Source organism: Streptomyces ziwulingensis, from assembly GCF_039542605.1.
GTDB lineage: Bacteria > Actinomycetota > Actinomycetes > Streptomycetales > Streptomycetaceae > Streptomyces > Streptomyces ziwulingensis.
The window spans coordinates 271,390-292,208 of the sequence record NZ_BAABIG010000033.1 but is presented as its reverse complement, the minus strand read 5'-3'; the positions used below and the strand labels follow the sequence as shown (position 1 = coordinate 292,208).

The following is a 20,819-nucleotide window of genomic DNA, read 5'->3' as shown; positions in this document are numbered from 1 at the left end:
CCGTACCCCCACCCCACCCGCACCCGCACGTACACCCGCACCTGGCGGTCACCGCCGAGAGCGGACCCGCCGAGAAAGGAAACTCCCCACCATGGCCGGCCTCCCGACCATCGCGTCGTACCCTCTGCCGACCCCGCCGGACCTCCCGGCGAACACCGCGCCGTGGACCGCAGACCCCGCCCGCGCGGTCCTCCTCGTCCACGACATGCAGCGCTACTTCCTGGAGCCCTTCCCGGAGCCGCTGCGCGGTCAACTCATCGCCAACGCCGCCGAGTTGCGCGACCGCTGCGCCGCACTCGGCATCCCCGTCGCCTACACCGCCCAGCCCGGCGGCATGACCACGCACCAGCGCGGACTGCTCAAGGACTTCTGGGGCCCGGGCATGCGGCCCGCCCCCGCCGACCGCGCCGTCGTCGAGCCGCTCGCACCCCGGGACGGTGACTGGCTGGTGACCAAGTGGCGCTACAGCGCCTTCCACCACACCGACCTCCTCACCCGGATGCGCTTCCACCAGCGCGACCAGCTCCTCGTCTGCGGCGTCTATGCCCACGTCGGGGTGCTGATCACCGCCGTCGAGGCGTTCAGCCACGACATCGAGACGTTCCTCGTCGCGGACGCCGTCGCCGACTTCGACGAGAGCCGGCACCGGATGGCCGTCGAGTACGCCGCCGCGCGCTGCGCCGTCGTCACCACCGCCAAGGAGGTCCTGGCATGACCGGCACCCGCGCCGGGCGTCCGCAGGAGCCCGATCTGCTCCAGGAGATCCTCGGCCCCACGCCCCCGCCGTTCGCCCTGCTGTACCGCCCCGAGGCCACCGGCCCCGGCGTCCTCGACATCCTGGCCGGCGAGGTCTCCCACCCCGGGACGCTGGCCGCCGTCCCGCTGCCCGAGCCGTCCGGCACCCCGGGCGCCCCGCGCCACGACGTCCTCGCCCTCGTCCCCTACCGGCAGATCGCCGAGCGCGGCTTCGCCGGACACGACGACGGCACCCCGCTGGTGGCGCTGACCGTCACCCGGCAGGAGACCGCCTCCCTCGCCGCCGTACTGCAACGCCTGCCCGACGTGCCGATCCGCACCACCGGCGCCCGCTTCGACGTGGACGACGACTCCTACGCCGAGACGGTCCGCCGTATCATCACCGACGAGATCGGCACCGGCGAGGGCGCCAACTTCGTCATCAAGCGCACCTTCACCGTCGACATCACCGACTACACCCCGCACAGCGCCCTGACCTTCTTCAAACGGCTCCTGGAGCGTGAGAAGGGCGCGTACTGGACGTTCGTCGTGCACACCGGCGGGCGCACCCTGGTCGGCGCCACCCCCGAGCGGCACATCAGCGTCGACGAGGGCACCGCGGTGATGAACCCGATCTCCGGCACCTACCGCTATCCGGCCTCCGGCCCCACCCTGCCCGAGGTGATGGACTTCCTCGCCGACCGCAAGGAGGCCGACGAGCTGTACATGGTGGTGGACGAGGAACTGAAGATGATGGCCCGGATCTGCCCCGGCGGCGGCCGGGTCACCGGACCCTTCCTGAAGGAGATGGCCCGCCTCGCCCACACCGAGTACTTCATCGAGGGCCGCACCACCAGCGACCCGCGCGACATCCTGCGCGAGACCCTGTTCGCACCGACCGTCACCGGCTCCCCGCTGCAGAGTGCCTGCCGGGTCATCGGCCGCTACGAGCGGGAGGGCCGCGGCTACTACAGCGGAATCCTCGCCCTGATGGGGCGGGACGCGAGCGGCGGGTCCGCGCTGGACTCCGCGATCTGCATCCGCACCGCCGACATCGACCCGGCCGGCCAGGTCCGCATCGGCGTCGGCGCCACCCTCGTACGCCACTCCGACCCGCGTTCCGAGGTGGCCGAGACGCGGGCCAAGGCGGCCGGTCTGCTCTCCGCGCTGGAGGGGGAGGGGTCGGCACGCTTCGCGGCCCATCCCGAGGTGCGCCGGGCGCTGGAGCGGCGCAACGACACCATCGCCGGGTTCTGGCTCGCGGACCGCCCGCAGGCACCCGCCGCGGCCGGGCCGCTGCCGGCCGGCCGCCGGGTCCTGGTGGTGGACGCCGAGGACACCTTCACCTCGATGATCGGCCACCAACTGCGGGCCCTGGGCCTTGAGGTGACGGTCAGGCGGTTCGACGAGGCGTACCGCCTCACCGGTCACGACCTGGTCGTCATGGGCCCCGGCCCCGGCGACCCGCGCGATCTGTCGCACCCGAAGATCGCCCATCTGGACGGGGCGGTCGGGCGGCTGCTGCGGGAGCGCCGGCCGTTCCTCGCGATCTGCCTCAGCCACCAGGTGCTCAGCCGCCGGCTCGGCCTGGACCTGGTCCGCCGGCCCCACCCCAACCAGGGCGTACAGCGCGACATCGACCTGTTCGGACGCCGCGAACGCGTCGGTTTCTACAACACCTTCGCCGCCGCCAGCGGCGAGGACAAGGCGGAGACGGAGGCGGCCGGGGTGGTGGAGATCGCCCGCGATCCGGAGAGCCTGGAGGTGCACGCCCTGCGCGGCAGCCACTTCGCCTCCATGCAGTTCCACCCCGAGTCCGTGCTCACCCAGAACGGCGTGGGCATCACCGGCGGCCTGGTCCGCGGACTGCTGACCGGCTCCCCGCTCGCGCCGGCCGCATGACACCCCGGCGGCCGGCCCGGNCCCCGCCCGGGCCGGCCGCCATCTGACGTACTCCCCGGCGACCTGACGGGTTCGGCCGGCGGCCTTTGTCGCCGGACCGGTGCCCTCGGGAGCATCGGTCTGCGCGGGGGAGGCCCGAGACGCCCACGGAAGGGTCACGATCATGATCAGCACGGGTACGGCCAGGAACGGCCGGACGGCCGGCGGCATCGCCGTCCTGGGCACGGGCTCCTGCCTGCCCTCGCACCTCGTCGGCAACGACGAGGTGGGGGCCGCGGCCGGAGTCACCGACGAATGGATACGGAACAAGACCGGGATACGCGCCCGGCGCCGGGCCAAGCCGGACGAGGCCACCTCGGACCTCGCGGTCGCCGCCGGGCGGGCCGCGATGGAGGCCGCGGGCATCACCGCCGCCGACCTCTCCCTGGTCGTCGTCGCCACCTCGACCCCCGACCAGCCGCAGCCGCCCACCGCCAGCATCGTCGCCGACGGCCTCGGCGCCGGACACGGCACCGCCGCCTTCGACGTCAACGCGGTGTGCAGCGGCTTCGTCTTCGCGCTCAACGCCGCCCAGCACATCCTGGCCGGTTCCGACTCGCCGTACGCCCTCGTCATCGGCGCGGACGTCTACTCCCGCATCCTCGACCACACCGACCGGCGGACCGCGATCCTCTTCGGGGACGGCGCCGGCGCGGTCGTCCTCGGACCGGCCCGCCCCGGGCGCGGCCTGCTGGCCGGACGGCTGGCCGGGTTCGGCGCCGAACGCGACCTGATCGAGGTGCCGGGCGGCGGCAGCCGGCGGCCCACCAGCCGCGAGACCCTCGCGGCCGGGCTGCAGTACTTCCGGATGAACGGGCGCGGTGTGCGCGACTTCGTCGCCGAGACCGTCACCCCGGCCATCACCGCCTTCGTCCGCGGCGCCGGCTACACGGCCGCCGACGTCGACCACTTCGTGCCGCACCAGGCCAACGGGCGGATGCTCGACGACCTGTCGGCCACGCTCGGCATCGCGCCGGGCCGCACCCACGCCACCTACCAGGACTTCGGCAACACCGGAGCCGCCTCGGTCCCCGTCACCCTCGACCACGCCGCCCGCCGCGGGCACCTGGCCGACGGGGACCTGGTACTGCTGGCCGGTTTCGGCGGCGGCATGGCCATGGGCCTGTCGCTGCTGCGCTGGCAGCACCCCGTGCCCACCCACACACCCGCACACACCACCCCCTTCTGCTGAGGAGACGGCGATGCAGGACGGCATCATGGACGCATACCTGGCCCGGATCGGCGCCACCCGCCCCGAGCGCCCGGACCTGAAGGGGCTCCGTCACCTGATGGAGCGTCACCTCCTGTCGGTGCCCTTCGAGAACCTCGACTACCACCTGGGCGAGGAGATCTTCATGGACGAACGCGTCCTGGAGAAGATCGTCACCAAGAACCGCGGCGGCGGCTGCTACGAGGTCAACCCCGCCCTCTCGTTCCTGCTGACCTCGCTCGGCTACGAGGTCGACATCCTGCCCGGCTGGGTGCACCGCCCCGGCGGGCTCCTCGGCCCCTTCCAGGGCCACCTCGCCCTGCGTGTCAAGGCAGACGGCGGCGACCGGCTGGTCGACGTCGGCTTCGGCCGCAACAGCCGCTTCCCGCTGGACCTCTCCTCCCGCGAGACCCAGCAGGACCCGCACGGCGAGTACCGCATCCACGACGCGGGCGACGGCGTCGTCGACGTGTACCTCAACGGCAGACCCCTCTACCGGGTCGCCGACCGGCCGGTGCGCATCGAGGACTTCGCACCGACCCTGTGGTGGTACCGCACCTCGCCCGACTCCTCGTTCCTCCAGGCCCTGTTCTGCTCCATCCGCACCCCCGACGGCCTGGTCACGCTCAAGGGCAACACCCAGATCAGCAGCGTCGCGGGCCAGGAGCGCGCCAAGCGCACCCTGGGCAGCGAGGAGGAGTCCTTCGAGGCGTACCGGACGTACTTCGGCATCGACCTGGAGAAGCTGCCCGAGGAGCCCGCCGGGGGCGTCACCGCCGGCGTGCGGACGGAATGAGGACGATGAGCGAGAACCCCACCGGCGCCGCCGACACCGACGTACTCGTCGTCGGCGCCGGGCCGACCGGACTGCTGACCGCGGTGGAACTGATGCGCCGCGGGATACGGGTGCGGGTCGTCGACCGCAACCGGGAACCGTCGACCACCCCCAAGGCGCTGTCCGTGTGGCCGCGCGCCCTGGACATCCTGGAGGACGCGGGTCTCGCCGACGGCGTGCGCCGCGAGTCCGCGCGGATCGACCGGCTCAGTTACTTCTCCGCACGCACCCCGCTCGCCTCCTTCGCGCTCCGGGAGGACACCGCCTGCCGGGTACTGCCCCAGCACGTGACCGAACGGCTGCTCGCCGAACGGCTGGCGGGACTCGGCGGCAAGGTGGAGCGCGGCGTACGGCTGCTGGCCCTGGAAGGGGTCGACTTCGCGGGCGGCGTCGGCGCGGGCGACGGCGTCACCGCCGTGGTCGAGACGTCCGACGGCGGCCTCGACCGCATCCGCGCCCCCTACGTGGTCGGCGCCGACGGCGCGGGCAGTGCCGTCCGCGGCCAGCTCGGCATCGGCTTCCAGGGCAGCACGTACGAGATGGCCTTCGCGCTCGTCGACGCCCGGATCGACGGCAAACTCCCCGACGACGAGTGCCTGTTCTACCAGGCGCCCAGCGGGGCGCTCGTGGTGGTGCCGATGCCCGGCGGCGTGTACCGCTTCCTCTCCGTCATGCCGCGCGGGCGCCGCGAGGTCTCCCTGGAGATGATGCGGGAGATCGTGGACGAACGCGGGCCGCGCGGGGTGCGGCTGACCGAGGCGGTGTGGCAGGCGGTCTTCCGGGTGCACGCCCGGCACGCCTCGGACTTCGCCGTCGGCCGGGTCTTCCTGGCCGGCGACGCCGCCCATGTGCACAGCCCGGCGGGCGGCCAGGGCATGAACAACGGCCTCCAGGACGCCCAGAACCTGGCCTGGAAGCTGGCCGCCGTCATCCGCGGCACCTCCTCCGCCGCACTCCTCGCCACCTACGGCGCGGAACGCTCGGAGGCGACCCGGCAGATCGTGCGCGACACCGATCTGCAGACCCGGGCCTGGGTGGCGGACAGCCGCGTCAAGGTCGCCGCCCGGGACGCCGCCTTCAAGCTGCTCGACCGCACCGGCGCCGTCTCGCGGTTCTACACCCCGGTGATGGCCGGGCGGCGCCTGGCCTACCCGCCGCAGCGCGACACCCAGCGGCCCTCCGGGTTCGCCGGCTGCCGCCTGCGGGGCCGCGTACCGGGCGGCCTCAAGGAGGGCGCCGTCTTCCCGCGGCGCCACGCCCTGGCGTACGGCATCAGCGGGCCCGGCACCGACCCGCACGCCTGGACCCTGGTCCTCGCGCCGGCGTCGGACGCCTGGCGCACCGAGGCCGGACACGTCGCCGCCCGCTACGGGGGGCACCTGCGCACCGTGGAACTGCGGCGCCGCGAGAGCGCCTTCGCCACCGGCTGCCGCAGCGCCGGCTACTGGCTGGTGCGCCCGGACGGGCACCTCGCCGCCCACGGCCACCAGGCCGACCTCGGCCGCCTGGAGACCGAGCTGCGGGTGGCACTGGAACCGGAGCCGCAGGGCTCCTGAGACAAGGGTGCGCGGCCCGCCTGCCGGACGGGCCGCCACCACCCGCACCACCGCCTTTGACCTGCGAGAACAGCTACGTCCGAGGCGACTTGACGGATAACGGGGCGAGCCCTTCTGGCGGACATCGCGGATGCGTAATGTCCAGGACATGAAGCTGAGAGAGGGCGTGGAGTGGGCGGTGCACTGCTGCATCAACCTGTCCTGGATCTCCCCGGACCGGGCGGTGCCGGCGGCCAGACTGGCCGCGTTCCACGACCTGCCCACGGCCTACCTCAACAAGCAGATGAACGCCCTGGGACGCGTCGGCATCGTCGCCTCCCGGTCCGGCCCCCGCGGCGGTTTCCGTCTCGGCCGGGGGCCGGAGCGCATCACCCTGATGGACGTGGCGGCGGCCATAGACGGTTCGGCACAGGCATTCCTGTGCACGGGCATCCGCCACAACGGCCCGGCCGGCACGGTCACCGGACCGGCCGGCCCGCGCACCACCTGCACCGTGGCCCAGGCGTTCTCCACCGCTGAACTCGCCTGGCGGCGCCAGCTCGCCGACCGCACGATCGCCGAGCTGGCCGACACGGTACGGCGGGCCAACCCCGCCGTCCCGGACCAGGTACGCCGCTGGTTCGACGAGACCTGAACCGGTCCCGAGTCCCGACTCCCAGAACCGTTCTTCGAATCCCGCACCTTTCCGACCCCGTAGTGAAAGGCACAGTCATGCCGTCTTCGGCCACAGGCGCCGCCACCGAGGCGCCCCGCCGCCGCACCGGACTCCTCCTGGCGCTGCTGGCATTCGCCCAGCTCATCATCTCCATCGACTACAACATCGTCTACGTCGCACTGCCCGAGATCGGCGACGGACTCGGCTTCTCCGCCCAGAGCCTGCAGTGGGTGGTCAGCGCCTACGCGGTGGCCTTCGGCGGGTTCCTGCTCCTCGGCGGCCGGGCCTGCGACCTGTTCGGACCGCGCCGCATCTTCATCCTCGGACTCGCCCTGTACGGGGTGTCCTCCCTGGTCGGCGGTCTGGCCACCGACCCGGGCGTCCTGATCGCCGCCCGCGCGGTGCAGGGCGTCGGCGGCGCCTTCCTCTTCCCGGCGACGCTGACCCTGGTCTCCACCAAGTTCGCCGAGGGCAAGGAGCGCAACCGCGCCTTCGCCGTGTGGGGCACCGCCGGCGGCTCCGGCATGATCCTCGGCTCGCTGCTCGGCGGCGTCCTCACCGAGGCGTTCGGCTGGGAGTCCGTCTTCTACGTCAACGTCCCGCTCGCCGTCCTCGCCATCGCCTTCGCCTTCCCGCTGATCGCCCGTGACCGGACCGGCGGCTCCGGCCGCTCCTTCGACCTGGCCGGCGCGCTCACCTCCACCATCGGCACCACCTCCGTCGTCTTCGCCCTGGTGCAGGGCCCGGAGTCCGGCTGGGGCTCCGGCCTGATCATCGGCGCCTTCCTCTTCGGTGCGGCACTGCTGGTCGCCTTCCTGCAGATCGAGAAGCGCAGCGCCGACCCGCTGATGCCGCTGCGCCTGTTCCGCAACCGCAACCTGAGCACCGGCGCCGGGGTCACCTTCTTCTACATGGCGACCTTCGGCACCCTGCTGTACTTCCTGACCGTCTACTTCCAGGGCGTGCACGGCTACAGCGCCCTGGAGACCGGCCTCGCCTTCCTGGTCCCGATGGTCGCCATCGCCATCGGCGCCCAGACGGCCGGCCGGCTGGCCACCAAGTACGGTCTGCGCGCCATCATGATCGCCAGCCTGCTGGTGGGTCTGGTCGGCACGGTCGTCCTGGGCTTCACCCTGGCCACCGACGCCTCCTACGTCGCCCTCATCCCCGGCATGGTCGTCATGGGCCTCGGCCAGGGCGCCGGCTACACCCTGATGTTCGGTGCCGCCACCCTCGGTGTCGACCCGATGGAGCAGGGCATCGCCTCCGGCTGGGCCTCCACCACCCAGCAGATCGGCGGCGCGGTCGGCCTCGCCATCCTGGTCGCCGTCGCCAACTCCGGCCTGGAGGGCACGCAGGGCGAGGCGCTGCGGGCCGCCACCACCGACGGACTGCGCACCGCGGTCTTCATCGCCGCGGCCGGCATCGCGGTGACCGCGCTGGTCGCCCTCGGCCTGCGCAAGCCGGGCCAGGCACCGGCCGTCGCCCAGGGAGGTGCCGCCACCTCCTCGGCCGACGAGCCGCAGACCGCCCAGGTCTGATCCGCGAGACCCCGGCGCGCCCCGACGGGCGCGCCGGTCACGGGACCCCCGCGCCGTACGTTCCCCCGCCCGGTGCGGGGGTTCCGGCATGTCCGCCGCCGACCGCCCCCGACGGACCGTCCACTGGGTCATGTCCCGCTGTGAACGCGGGACTTGACGCATTGCCGGTTCCGGCCTGGCCGGGGCCGGGTCCCGCTCGCAGGATCGATGTATGTCGAAATCATCGGTGGCCGAGGCGCCCTCGGCCACGTCGGGAAACGCACCGTTCGCCGCCACCGTCGCCACCGTGTCCGTCATGGGCGTCCTCGTGGTGGGCCAGATGTACGTGACCATCCCGCTGATGCCGCAACTGGCGGACGCCTGGGGGGTCTCCACCGGGTCGGCGGCCGCCTCGACCACCGCGTTCGCCTTCGCCCACGCGGTCGGCTCGCTCGTCAGCGGCCCGCTCTCCACCCGCTTCGGACGGCGCACGGTGATGGTCGCCAGCGTCCTCGCCATGGCCGTCGTGACCGCCGTACTGCCCCTGGTGGGCTCCCTGGTCCCCGGCGTGTCCCTGCGGGCCCTGCAGGGCCTCTTCGCGGGCTCCTTCATCCCCATGGCCTACGCCTACCTCAACGCCCGCTTCACCCCCCGCCGCGCCTCACTGGCGCTCACCGTGGTCTCCGCCTGCATGGGCGCGACGGTCGTCGTCGGCCAGGTCGAGGCGCAGCTCGTGGCCTCGCTGGCGGGCTGGGTCTGGGTGTTCTGGGGGACCGTGCCGCTGCTGCTCCTCGGAGCCGCCGTGTCCTGGCGGGTCCTGCTGCCCGAGGGACGGCAGGACCCGGACCCGGCGGACGCGAAGGGCCCCTCCCGCCTGCGGGCCGCGCTGGGCGGCCGGCTGATCCCGCTGTACCTGGTCATCCTGGTCGGCGCCGGCAGCCTCACCGCCGCCTACACCGGCGTCCAGCTCTACGGCCCCCCGGACGTGGCCGGCGGCGGCGCGCCCCTGCTCGCCCTGCGCGCCAGCGCCCTGCCGGCGCTGCTCGGCGCCGTGCTGATCGCCCCCGTGCTGGCCCGCGTCCCCGCCCCCCGCCGGGCCGCGGCCGCGCTCGCGGTGACCGCCGCGGCGATGCTCGCCGCCGTGTTCGGCGGGGACGACGCGGTGACCCTCGGAGCGGCCCTGTTCGCGTTCATGGCCGGTTTCTCCACCCTCGGCCCCGCACTCATCCAGTCGGTGGGCGCCCGGGCCGGGGCGGCGGCCCAGACCACCGCGATCGCCCTGTACGGCTTCACCCTCAACGTGGGTGCCGGCGCGGGCGCCCAACTCGCGCCGCTCTTCCACCGGTTCGGCCACCTGGCACTGTTCCTCGCGCTCGCCCTGACGCTCGCCACCCTGGGAGTCGCCCGCGGCGCCCGCGCCTCCCGCACGACGTCCCGCACGACGTCGCCCACGGCCTGACCCACGGCCTGACCCACGGCCTGACCCACGGCCTGACCCACGACCTGACGCACTCGACGGCGACGCGTTGTCGCGTCCCCGCCCGGCGGCCCACCATGCGGACAGTCAGCCGACACCCGGCTGCGAACAGCCACGTGATCCTCACACCCGTACGCCCAGGGAGCGCCCGACCATGACCAACGTCGCCGTCATCTACTACTCGTCCACCGGTTCGACCCACCGCCTCGCCCAGGCCGCCGCCGCGGCCGCCGCGCAGGAGGGTGCCGAGGTGCGGCTGCGCCGGGTGCCCGAGATCGTGGCCACCGGACGCCCCGGCTCCCAGGAGCACGCCGCCGAGGTCGCGGAGATACCGGAGGCGACCCTGGAGGACCTCCGGTGGGCGGACGCCCTGCTGCTGGGCTCCCCGGTCCACTTCGGCCTGGCCGCACCGCAGTTGATGCAGTGGATCAACACGACCTCGTCGCTGTCGATCCACGGCGAACTGCTCGACAAGGCCGTCTCCGCCTTCGCCTCCGGCTCCGCCGAACACGGCGGCCAGGTGACGACGATCCTCGCCCTGCACAACGCCATCTGCCACTGGGGTGCCGTCATCGTCGCCACCGGCTCCGCCGACCCGGTGCTGTACGAGAAGAACAACGGCAACCCGTACGGCGCGAGCACCGTCGCCGGCAACCGCATCGGCTTCATCCACGACGAGAACGCCGGCGCGATCGCCTACCAGACCCGCCGCACCATCCACGTCGCCGCCGCGCTGAAGGCCGCCCGGCCGGCGTCCGCGGCCGCCGCCTGAGCGCGCCCACACCACGCGAGGAGGGAGCCCCATGGCAGTCACCGACCCGGCACACCTGCCCACGACGTTCGTCGCGGCCTTCAACGCCAAGGACCTCACCGCCATCGACCGGCTCTTCGAGCCCGAGGCGGTACGCGTCCTGCGCCCCGGCGAGGTGGTCGTCGGCGACGGCCGCCGCGCGGCGACCAGCAGCTTCCTGGCGCTCGGCGTCCCGATCGAGATCAGCCTGCGCCACACCTACGTCTATCAGGACACCGCGCTGCTCATCGGCGACTTCGTCATCGACGGCACCAAGCCCGACGGCGAGCGCGTGCACATCGAGGGCACCGCCACCGACGTGGCCCGGCGCGGCCCCGACGGCCTGTGGCGCTACATCATCGACAACCCGCCCGGCGTGGAGAAGCCCGGCCGCTGAGAAAAGGGCCGGCCGATTCGGCGGGGGAGGTCACCTGACGGACTATTGAATACCTGTGGCCGGACCGGTCCCGACCGCGCCACGATGGACAGCGCACGCCGGAGAGACGGCACTTGAAGCACCCAATCCAAAGAGGGAGCGGTACGGCCATGACCAATGTCGCCATCGTCTATTACTCGGCCACCGGAAACATCCACAAGCTGGCTGTCGCCGCAGCCGAGGCGGCGGAGAAGGCAGGGGCCGAGGTCCGGCTGCGCCGGGTTGCGGAGATCACCGACGAGCCGCTCGCGCCGAACTACACCGAGTGGTCCGACGCGAACCACGAGCACGTCACCGCCAGCCGGGACGTGTCCGTGGCCGCCATCGACGACCTGGACTGGGCGGACGCCGTGGTCTGGGGCACCCCGGGCCGCTACGGCCTGCCGGCCGGCCCGCTCAAGCACTTCATCGACCAGACCTTCGAACTGCACGCCCGGCGCGGCCTGATGAACAAGGCGATGTCCGCGTTCACCTCGACGGGCACGCCGCACGGGGGACAGGAGTCCACCATCCTCTCGCTGAGCAACGTCTTCTACCACTGGGGCGCGGTCATCGTGCCGCCCGGCGTGACCGACGACATCCTGCTCACGCCGAGCAACGGCAACCCCTACGGCGTCAGCGCCACCTCGGGGCTCCAGGCCATCCCGGGGCACCTCGCGCAGAACGTCACCGACGACAACCTCGCCGCGGTCGGCTACCAGACCGTGCGCACCCTGAAGGTCGCCGAGGCCCTGAAGAAGGGACTGGCCCAGGGCTGACCTGCCACCCGGGGGAGCCGGACCGCGCCACGGGCGCGGTCCGGCTCGCTCTTTTCCGGCCCCCGCGATGCCGAGGTGACGCATTCCCTTTTCCCTTCTTTCCGTGCGGTCACGGCCGTGCGAACTTATATAGGGGAATTCCTGTTTCGTGTGTCGGTTCTCAGAGGAAGAGTCCTGATGTATAAGGTTCCGAAAAGCAAGAAGTTCCTTTATCTCGGGGTGGTGTCCGAGCGGGCCGCCAAGAAGTACGGCGACACTCCGATCACGCTCGACCACGACATGGACGCCTTCCCCGGGACGGGCCGGACGTTCACCGTCTCGGAGTTCGCGGCCCTCGTGGCCTCCACCGCCGACCGGCTGTGGGCGGCCGGTGTGCGGCCCAGTGAGCACGTCGCCGTCCACAAGACGTCGAGCTTCGACATCACCGTGCTCGCGTGCGCCGTGGCCCGCGTCGGCGCCGTGCCGGCGATGCTCTCCCCGCACCTCGACGCCGAGACCGTGGGCAAGCTCCTGGAGCGGCTGGAGCGGCCCACCCTGCTCACCGACGAGGCCAAGCTGACCGGGTCGCTCGGGGAACTGCCGCTGGGCGAGCTGACGGCGCGGGTGGTCACCGTGACCGGCTCGCACCCGGACGCCGTCGTCCTCGCCGGCCTCGCGGGCGCCCCGGTGCGCCGCCCGGTCCTGCTCGACCCCGACCAGCCCGCCCTGATGACGCACACCTCCGGGACCACCGGCGTCCCCAAGCTGGTGGTGCACTCGGCGCGTTCGCTGGGCGCCCGCGGCAACTGGCAGGACAAGGTCGTCTCCTTCATCCGCAAGCGGGAGACCGTCGCCATGCACGTCTCCTACGTGCACTCCCGGATGTACCTCGGCCTCGCCGTGCTCCAGACCCGCGGCATGCCGATGGTCTTCATGAACGACGCCAGCCCGGCGCATGTCGCCGACATCCTGGTCAAGCACCGCCCGGGCGTGCTGGAGACCCACCCCAACTCGTTCCTGGAGTGGGAGGAGATGCTGTCGGACCCGCGCCGGCCGATCTCCCACGTCAAGTACTTCAACAGCACCTTCGACGCGATCCACCCGAGCACCATGCACAAGTTCCTGCACGCCTCCGACCGCCGCAGCCCGGTCTTCCTCCAGGTGTACGGGCAGAGCGAGTGCGGCCCGCTGGCCGGCCGCACCTACCGGCGCCGCAACGCCCTGAAGGCCGACGGCCGCTGCCAGGGCTACCCCACGCCGTTCATGACCAAGTACCGGCTGGTCTCCCGCGGCGGGCAGCGGCCGACCAGGGAGCACCCCGGCTACATCGACGTCGCCACCGCCGGTCGGGCCCTGACCTACTACGGCGAGCAGGAGCGCTTCGACCAGCAGGTCGTCGGAGAGTGGTGGCGCGGGGGAGACGTCGGCTACCGCACCAAGTGGGGCTGTCTGCACCTGCTGGACCGCGAGGTCGACGTCATCCCCGGCATCGACTCCACGCTGGAGGTGGAGGACGCGGTCCTGCACCGCCTGGACGAGCTGACCGAACTCGTCGTGGTGCCCGGGCCGGACCGCAAGCCGGTGCCGGTGGTCTGCACCCGCGGCGACAAGCCGCTCGACCAGGAGCGCTGGCGGACCGCGGTCGCCGACCAGCCGGCCCTGGGCGAGCCGGTCCAACGCCGGCTGTCCGACCTGCCGCGCACGGCCACCGCGAAGATCCGGCGCCTGGAGCTGGCCCGTCAGCTCGCCGAGGAGCTGACCCCCGCCCACTGACCGCCGGCTCGCACCGCGCCGCCCGCGCCGGACCCGCTTCTGAGCGGGTCCGGCGCAGGCGTGTCGCATCGAGTTCTTCGATACCGCTTGGAAACCCGCATGCGGGTTTGTTCTTCTAGGGAGGGAGGACGGACCGACCGTTGTTGAAAGGGCTGACATGCCGAGTGACCGCATCCGTGTGGCTGTGATCCTGACGAGCGTACGAAAGGGCCGTTTCGGGCCCACGATCGCCAACTGGGTCGTCGGGACCGCGAGCCAGCGCGACGACATCGAGGTCGACCTGGTCGACCTGGCGGACTTCCCGCTGCCCACGGCCCTGACCGACGAGCCGTCGCCGGAGGTCGCCGAACTCCTCGGCGCCTTCTCGGCGCGGCTGTCCCGGGCGGACGGCTTCGTGATCGTGACGCCGGAGTACAACCACAGCTTCCCGGCTTCGCTGAAGGCCGCCGTGGACTGGACCCAGCACGAGTGGCACGCCAAGCCCGTCGGCTTCGTCGGCTACGGCGGCCTGGCCGGCGGTCTGCGCGCGGTCCAGCAGTTGCGCCAGATCTTCAACGAGCTGCACGCCGTCCCGGTCCGCGACGCCGTCAGCTTCCACGGCCCGTGGGGGCAGTTCGACGCGGAGGGCAACCTCACCGACGGCGCCCACGCCGAGTCGGCGGCGAAGGTCCTGTGGGACCGGCTGACGTGGTGGGCGCAGGCCACCAAGGAAGCCAAGAAGATCCGCCCGTACGACAACTGACGTCACGTCAGTCAACTGCCGGACGTCCGTCCGGCAGCTGCGGCCATCCCGTACCGCGGGCGCGTTCCACCCCTCGCGCGGCCCGCGCGAGACCCTGCCGGGCTCCCGGCCCCGGACGCACCCGGGAGCCCGGCGGGGTCTGAGAAGCGGGCCCCCCGAAACGCGTGCACCGGCGCACTGAACGAGGGCTCGTACGCCGGTGGACGACAGCAGCGGGGCCCGGCACGACCGGGACGGGCTGCCGGGCCCCGCTCACCGAGCCCGCGGCCGGACGGCCCGCGCCCGCACCGGCGTCGGGCCGTCCGGCCGCGGGGCGTCAGCCCCCCGTGCGCAGCAGTTCCTCCGGCGGGGCGGGCAGTTCCCGGCCGGTCAGGGCCCGCAGCACCGGGTAGCCGCGGGTGTCGCCGGCCAGCACGCCGCCGAGCAGCGTACGGCCGTCCGCGGCCAGCACCACCTTGGTGTAGACGCCGGCGCGCCGGTCCTCGCGTACGTACTCCACCGCACCCGGCTCCCGCGCGTGCGCGTCGCCGAAGCCGGCCACCTCCACGCCCAGCAGCTTGAGGCTGGCGGAGGCGTCCGCCCCGGCGAACGGCGCGGCCGTGCCGCCGGCCAGTTGTCCGGCCACGGTCTCGGCCATCCGGTAGCCGGGGGCCGCCAGCCCGTGGCAGCGGCCCTCGACGGCCGCGCACTCCCCGATGGCGAACACCTGCTCGTCCGCCGTGCGGCACCACGCGTCCACCAGGAAGCCGCCCCGCTCGCCGCGGTCCAGGCCCGCCGGACCGGCCAGTTCGTCGCGTGGCCGCACTCCGGCCGCGAAGACGACGAGGTCCGCCGCCAGGACCGTGCCGTCGGCCAGTTCCACCCGGGCCGCCCGGCCGTCGGGCCCCGCGCCGACCGCGTGCAGCATGCCGGAGCAGTGCACCCGCACCCCGAGCCGGCCGATCGCGCCGGCCAGTACCCGGCCGCCGCCCTCGTCGATCTGCTGGGCCATCAGCCACGGTGCCCTCTCCACCACCTGCGGCCGCATGCCCAGTGACCGCAGGCCGCCGGCGGCCTCCAGGCCGAGCAGCCCGCCGCCGACCACCACCGCGTCGCGGCCCGGCACCGCCGCCGCGCGGATCGCGGCGATGTCCTCCACCGTCCGGTAGACGAAGCACCCGGGCAGGTCGTGCCCGGCCACCGGCGGCACGAACGGCCGCGACCCGGTCGCCAGGACCAGCGCGTCATAACCGGCCCGGCTGCCGTCCGCGCAGCTCACCGTGCGGGCCGCGCGGTCCACGCCGGTCACCCTGGTGCCCGGGAGCAGCCTCAGGCGCGGGTCCGCCGTCACCTCAGGTCCGGTCAGCGTCAGCTCCTCGGGTGTGGCGCCGTCGAGCAGCGAGGAGAGCGCCACCCGGTCGTAGGCGGGCCGCGGTTCCTCACCGAGCACGAGCACGCGCCACCGCCCCGCCCGGTCGCGGGCGAGCATCTCCTCGACCAGCCGGCCTCCCGCCATGCCGTGTCCGGCCACGACCAGCGTCCGCGTGTTCACCGTGTTCCTCCCTCGGCCCGCGCGTCCCGTCCGCCGAGCGCCGCGCACAGCTCCCGCACCACCGGGGCGCAACTGCCGCACCCCGTCGTCGCCCGGGTCGCCCCGGCCAGTGCCGCCGTGTCCCGCGCGCCGCCGTGCCAGGCGTCCGTCAGGGTCTTGCGGGTCACGTGGTTGCAGTGGCAGACCACGGTGTCGTCCGGCAGTTCGCCGGCGCCCGCGTAGGTGCCGTCCGCGCCGGTCAGCAGCGCCAGCAGATCGGCGGGGACCGGCGTGTCACGGCTGTAGAGCAGACTCACGGCGGCGACGGCCCGCGCCGGGCCGATGACGACGCCGTGCCGGATGCGGCCGTCGCGCAGCACGAGCCGGGCGTACCGGCCGCGCGCCGCGTCCCGGAGCAGGACCGTCTCGTCCCCCCGCTCCGGCGTCCGGCCGGGCGGCAGGACGACGAGATCCTGGCCGGGGACGCGCGGGCGCAGCGGATGCCGACCGGCCCGGTGCGCCGTGTCCTCGCCGGTGAGGACACGGGCCAGGGTGTCCGCCTGCTCCCACGCCCCGAGCACGGTCGCCCCGGGCGCACCCGCGTGCTCCGCGCAGTCGCCGACGGCGTGGACGCGCGGGTCGGCGGTCCGCAGCCGGGAGTCCACCAGCACCCCAGTGCCGACCGGCAGACCGGCCGTCCGGGCGAGCCGGGTGTCCGGCGCGGTACCCGTGCACAGCAGCACGTTGCCCGCCGCCAGGACCTGCCCGTCGTCGAGGACCACCTTGCCCGGCGTGTACTCGGCGGCCCGCCGCCCCAGGTGCGGGACGACGCCCCGCTCGGCCAGCCGGCCGGCCAGGACCGCGCCGCCGGCCGCGTCCAGGTGCCGGTCCATCGGATGCCCGGCGGGGTGCACCAGCACCACCTCGTGCCCGGCCCGGCGCAGCGCCAGCGCCGACTCCACACCACGCAGCCCGCCGCCGAGGACCACGGCGGGCCCCTCCGACAGCGGACGGCAGTCGGCCGCGGTGCGCACCGCGCGCACCCCTTCCGCCAACCGGCCGTCCCGGTCCGTCAGACCCGGCACCGCGGGCACCCGGGTCCGGGCCCCGGTGGCCAGGACCAGGGTGTCGTAGCGCAGCGCGCGGCCGTCACCGGTGCGCACGGAGCGCGCCGCCCGGTCGATCCCGCTCACCCGCACCCCGGTCAGCACCCGCACCCGGGCGGGCAGCGCCGGCAGGGCGAGCCGGTCGGCGCCGAGGGTGCCGTCCAGGACCGAGCCGAGCAGCGCCCGGTGGTAGGGGAGCCGCGGCTCGGCGCCGATCACGGTGACCTCGCCGCCGTAGCCGTACCGGATCAGCCGCTCGGCCAGGCGGTGTGCGGCCGGGCCGCCGCCCACGATCACGACCCCGCTCACGGCCGCTCACCCACCGGCGTCACACGCACCGCGCCGACCTTGAACTCCGGCATCCGGCTGCGCGGGTCGAGCGCGTCCCCGGTGAACAGGTTGGCGCGGGCCGCCCCCGGGAAGTGGAACGGCACGAACACGGTGTCCGTGCGCACCGCCCGGGTCAGCCGCACCCGGGCCCGCGCGCTGCCGTACGCCGAGGCGACCTCGGCGAACGTGCCGTCGGCCAGGCCGAGGCGCCCGGCGGTGTCCGGGTGGATCTCCACGAACGCCTCCGGGGCGGCCTCGACCAGCTCGGGCACCCGCCGGGTCTGCGCGCCCGACTGGTACTGGGCGAGCACCCGGCCGGTCGTGCCGTACAGCGGGAACTCCGCGTCGGGTTCCCGGGCCGGCGGCCGGTGCTCGACCGCCGTGAACCGGGCGCGGCCGTCCGGATGCGCGAACCGGTCCAGGAACGGGCGCGGCGTCCCCGGATGGTCGTCGTCGCCGGCCGGGCAGGGCCAGTGCAGGACCTCACCGGCGTCCAGCCGGGCGTAACTGACGCCGGAGTAGTCCGCCCGGCCGCCCGCCGTGGCCCGCCGCAGCTCCTCGAAGACCTCCCGGGGCCGTACCGGGAAGCGGTCCGGGGGCTGGCCGAGGCGGACGGCGAGGCCGTGCAGCACCTCCAGGTCGGTACGGACCCCAGGCGGCGGGCTCAGGTGGGCGCGTCGGCGCAGCACCCGGCCCTCCAGACTGGTGAGCGTGCCCTCCTCCTCCGCCCACTGCGCGACCGGCAGGACGACGTCGGCCAGCGCGGCCGTCTCGGAGGGGACGAAGTCGGCCACCACCAGCAGGTCCAGGGCGGCGAGCCGGCCGGTGACATGGGCGGCGCGGGGCGCGGAGACGACCGGGTTCGAGCCGAACACCAGCAGCGCGCGGGGCCCTTCGGCGGTGCCCAGCGAGTCCAGCAGCTCGTAGGCGCTGCGGCCGGGGCCGGGCAGCGACCCCGGGTCCACACCCCACACGGACGCGACGTGCGCCCGGTCCGCCGGGTCGGTCAGCGAACGGTAACCGGGCAGTTGGTCGGCCTTCTGGCCCATCTCCCGCCCGCCCTGTCCGTTGCCCTGCCCGGTCAGCGTGCCGAAACCGCTGCCTGCCCGGCCCGGCAGCCCCAGCGCCAGCGCCAGGCCGATGAACGCGGTGACGGTGTCGGTGCCCTTGCTGTGCTGCTCCGCGCCCCGGCCGGTCAGGACATGGGCGTGCCGCGCCCCGGCGAGCATCCGCACCGCCCGGCGCGACTCCGCCACCGGCACCCCGGTGACCTCCTCGACGCGCTCCGGCCACCAGCCGGCGCAAGCCTCCCAGGCCGCGTCGAAACCGGTGGTCCGGGCCTCGACGTACTCCTTGTCGACCAGTGACTCGGTGACCGCCAGGTGCAGCAGGCCGAGCGCCAGCGCGAGATCGGAGCCGGGAACGGGCTGGAGGTGCAGCGCGGCGCGTTCGGCGGTACGGGTGCGCCGCGGGTCGATGACGATGAGGTCCGGGCGTTCCAGGTGCCGCATCAGCGGCGGCATGGTCTCCGCCGGGTTGGCCCCGGCCAGCAGCACCACGTCGGAGCCGTCCAAATCGGTCACCGGGAACGGCAGCCCCCGGTCCAGGCCGAAGGCCGCGCCGGCCGCGGCGGCCGCCGAGGACATGCAGAACCGGCCGTTGTAGTCGATCTGGCCGGTGCCCAGCGCCACCCGGGCGAACTTGCCCAGCGTGTACGCCTTCTCGTTGGTCAGCCCGCCGCCGCCGAACACACCGACCGCGTCCGCGCCGTGCAGCGCGCGGATCTCCCGCAGCCGCCCGGCCACCAGGTCGAGGGCCGCGTCCCAGGACGCCGGCGCGAGCACGCCGTCCGTGCCGCGCACCAGCGGGGTCAGCAGCCGCCCCGGCGTGCCGAGCAGCGCCGGCGCGGTCCACCCCTTCTGGCACAGCCCGCCCCGGTTGACGGGGAAGTCCGGCGAGGGACGCACCGCCACCCGGCCGCGCCCGCCGGACAGTTCCGTCGAGCACTGGAGCGCGCAGTACGGGCAGTGCGTCGTCGTCTCCGGCCCCGCCACCGGGGCCTGCGGGCGCGGCCCGCCCGCCTCAGCGGACATGGGAGGACCGCTCCCGGACCGAGCCGGACGGGGCACCGGCCGCACGCTCGCCGCGCAGGTACACCACGCGGATCAGCACCGCGCAGAGCGCGTAGAAGGCGAGAAAGGCGAAGAACGCGGGTTCGCCGGTGCCCAGTTCGCCGTAGGACGAGCGGAACGCCAGGTTGATGGCGACGCCACCGAGCGCGCCGAGCGCGCCGGCGATGCCGATGACGGCCCCCGACAGCCGGCGCGAGCGGGCGAAGGCCGCCGCGGCGTCATGACCGGAGGTGACGGCGACCTCGGCCTGCCGGGCGAAGACCGCCGGGATCATCTTGTACGTCGAGCCGTTGCCGACCCCGCTCATCACGAACAGCGCGGTGAACCCGGACACGAACAGCGCGAAGGAGCCGTTGCGGGTGGCGACCAGCAGCACACCGATCCCGGCCGCCATCCCGGCGAACGCCCACAGCGTCACCCGCGCCCCGCCGAACCGGTCGGCGATCCGGCCGCCGAGCGGACGCGCCACCGAGCCGAGCAGCGGCCCGAGGAAGGTGAACGAGGCCGCCTCGAACGGTGTCGAACCGAACTGGCTCTGCAGCACCAGCCCGAACGCGAACCCGAACCCGATGAAGGACCCGAAGGTGCCGATGTACAGCAGGGAGATCCACCAGGTGTGCGGGTCGGCGGCCGCCTCGCGCTGCGCGCCCCGCTCGGTGCGGATCACCGTCACGTTGTCCATGCGCAGCGCGGCCAGCAGCGACACCACCGCGATCAACGGCAGGTAGCAGGCGGCGACGTACGCCGGGTGGGTGTCACCGAAGACGGAGATCACCAGCAGGCCGAGCAACTGCACGGCGGCGACGCCCAGATTGCCGCCGCCCGCGTTCAGACCGAGCGCCCAGCCCTGGTGCCGCTGCGGATAGAAGGCGGTGATGTTGGTCATCGAGGAGGCGAAGTTGCCGCCGCCCGCCCCGGCCAGCGCGCCGGTCAGCAGGAACACCCACAGCGGGGTGCCGGGGCGCTGCACGAAGTACGTCGTCAGCCCGGCCGGCACCAGCAGCACCAGCGAGGCGAACACGGTCCAGTTGCGGCCCCCGAAGCGGGTCACCGCCCGGCTGTAGGGCAGCCGCAGCAGCGCGCCCGACAGCGTGGGCACCACCACCATCAGGAACTTCTCGTCCGGCGCGAAGTCCAGCCCGATCCTCGGCGACATGAACAGCACCAGGACCGACCACATGCTCCACACCGAGAAACCGATGTGCTCACTGGCCACCGACAGCGCCAGGTTGCGGCGGGCGACGAGCCGTCCGCCGCGCTCCCACCGCTTCTCGTCCTCGGGATCCCAGTTCTCGATCCACCGCCCTCGGGCGGCGCGTGCGCGGGTCATCTTC

The 20,819-nt window shown here is 73.8% G+C and carries 17 protein-coding genes; 13 read left to right on the top strand and 4 right to left on the bottom strand.

All coding sequences use genetic code 11. The annotated features are described in order from the left end of the window. Positions 1–91: 91 nt before the first annotated feature. The 13 genes from ABEB00_RS18570 (at position 92) to ABEB00_RS18510 (ending at position 14,407) form a co-directional block, all read left to right on the top strand. Positions 92–715: an isochorismatase family protein gene (locus ABEB00_RS18570; RefSeq protein ID WP_345620910.1), complete on the top strand. Its 624-nt coding sequence runs from the start codon at positions 92–94 to the stop codon at positions 713–715. Next, positions 712–2,637, top strand: coding sequence for an anthranilate synthase family protein (locus ABEB00_RS18565; RefSeq protein WP_345620909.1), 1,926 nt, complete (start codon positions 712–714; stop codon positions 2,635–2,637). Before ABEB00_RS18570 ends, ABEB00_RS18565 begins: the two co-directional genes overlap by 4 nt. A 163-nt stretch (positions 2,638–2,800) precedes the next feature. Then, entirely contained in the window at positions 2,801–3,868 is a 1,068-nt protein-coding gene (locus ABEB00_RS18560) for a 3-oxoacyl-ACP synthase III family protein (protein WP_345620908.1), read from the top strand. A gap of 10 nt (positions 3,869–3,878) precedes the next feature. After that, entirely contained in the window at positions 3,879–4,682 is an 804-nt protein-coding gene (locus ABEB00_RS18555) for an arylamine N-acetyltransferase family protein (RefSeq protein ID WP_345620907.1), read from the top strand. Positions 4,683–4,687: 5 nt separating this feature from the next. Then, positions 4,688–6,277 (top strand): FAD-dependent oxidoreductase, encoded by a 1,590-nt coding sequence (locus ABEB00_RS18550; protein WP_345620906.1) that lies wholly within the window; start codon positions 4,688–4,690, stop codon positions 6,275–6,277. A 148-nt stretch (positions 6,278–6,425) separates the two neighbouring features. Then, positions 6,426–6,911: an RrF2 family transcriptional regulator gene (locus tag ABEB00_RS18545; protein WP_345620904.1), complete on the top strand. Its 486-nt coding sequence runs from the start codon at positions 6,426–6,428 to the stop codon at positions 6,909–6,911. 77 nt (positions 6,912–6,988) lie between these two features. Continuing rightward, positions 6,989–8,473 (top strand): MFS transporter, encoded by a 1,485-nt coding sequence (locus ABEB00_RS18540; RefSeq protein WP_345620903.1) that lies wholly within the window; start codon positions 6,989–6,991, stop codon positions 8,471–8,473. A gap of 211 nt (positions 8,474–8,684) precedes the next feature. After that, complete coding sequence (locus tag ABEB00_RS18535) at positions 8,685–9,911, top strand: MFS transporter (protein WP_345620902.1); 1,227 nt, start codon at positions 8,685–8,687, stop codon at positions 9,909–9,911. A 172-nt stretch (positions 9,912–10,083) separates the two neighbouring features. Next, positions 10,084–10,701, top strand: coding sequence for an NAD(P)H-dependent oxidoreductase (locus tag ABEB00_RS18530; protein ID WP_345620901.1), 618 nt, complete (start codon positions 10,084–10,086; stop codon positions 10,699–10,701). Between the two features lie 31 nt (positions 10,702–10,732). Further along, positions 10,733–11,116, top strand: a complete 384-nt coding sequence (locus tag ABEB00_RS18525; RefSeq protein ID WP_345620900.1) for a YybH family protein — start codon at positions 10,733–10,735, stop codon at positions 11,114–11,116. Between the two features lie 149 nt (positions 11,117–11,265). Then, entirely contained in the window at positions 11,266–11,913 is a 648-nt protein-coding gene (locus tag ABEB00_RS18520) for an NAD(P)H-dependent oxidoreductase (RefSeq protein WP_345620899.1), read from the top strand. 177 nt (positions 11,914–12,090) lie between these two features. Continuing rightward, the gene (locus ABEB00_RS18515; protein WP_345620897.1) at positions 12,091–13,665 is read left to right on the top strand and encodes a class I adenylate-forming enzyme family protein; all 1,575 of its coding nucleotides are present in this window, start codon (positions 12,091–12,093) and stop codon (positions 13,663–13,665) included. Positions 13,666–13,822: 157 nt separating this feature from the next. Next, positions 13,823–14,407, top strand: a complete 585-nt coding sequence (locus ABEB00_RS18510; RefSeq protein WP_425586519.1) for an NADPH-dependent FMN reductase — start codon at positions 13,823–13,825, stop codon at positions 14,405–14,407. Between the two features lie 316 nt (positions 14,408–14,723). Here the strand turns inward: ABEB00_RS18510 and ABEB00_RS18505 are convergent, their stop codons facing one another. From ABEB00_RS18505 to ABEB00_RS18490, 4 genes are read right to left on the bottom strand one after another with little or no spacing between them, the layout of a single operon-like run. Further along, the gene (locus ABEB00_RS18505) at positions 14,724–15,938 is read right to left on the bottom strand and encodes an FAD-dependent oxidoreductase (RefSeq protein WP_345620895.1); all 1,215 of its coding nucleotides are present in this window, start codon (positions 15,936–15,938) and stop codon (positions 14,724–14,726) included. Then, positions 15,935–17,332 carry an FAD-dependent oxidoreductase gene (locus tag ABEB00_RS18500; RefSeq protein WP_345620893.1) on the bottom strand — a complete coding sequence of 466 codons (1,398 nt, stop codon included), beginning with the start codon at positions 17,330–17,332 and terminating at the stop codon, positions 15,935–15,937. The genes ABEB00_RS18505 and ABEB00_RS18500 overlap by 4 nt, the downstream gene beginning before the upstream one ends. Continuing rightward, positions 17,329–19,446 (bottom strand): molybdopterin oxidoreductase family protein, encoded by a 2,118-nt coding sequence (locus tag ABEB00_RS18495; protein ID WP_345620892.1) that lies wholly within the window; start codon positions 19,444–19,446, stop codon positions 17,329–17,331. Before ABEB00_RS18495 ends, ABEB00_RS18500 begins: the two co-directional genes overlap by 4 nt. Next, positions 19,436–20,815: a nitrate/nitrite transporter gene (locus tag ABEB00_RS18490; RefSeq protein ID WP_345620891.1), complete on the bottom strand. Its 1,380-nt coding sequence runs from the start codon at positions 20,813–20,815 to the stop codon at positions 19,436–19,438. The genes ABEB00_RS18495 and ABEB00_RS18490 overlap by 11 nt, the downstream gene beginning before the upstream one ends. Positions 20,816–20,819: the final 4 nt, after the last annotated feature.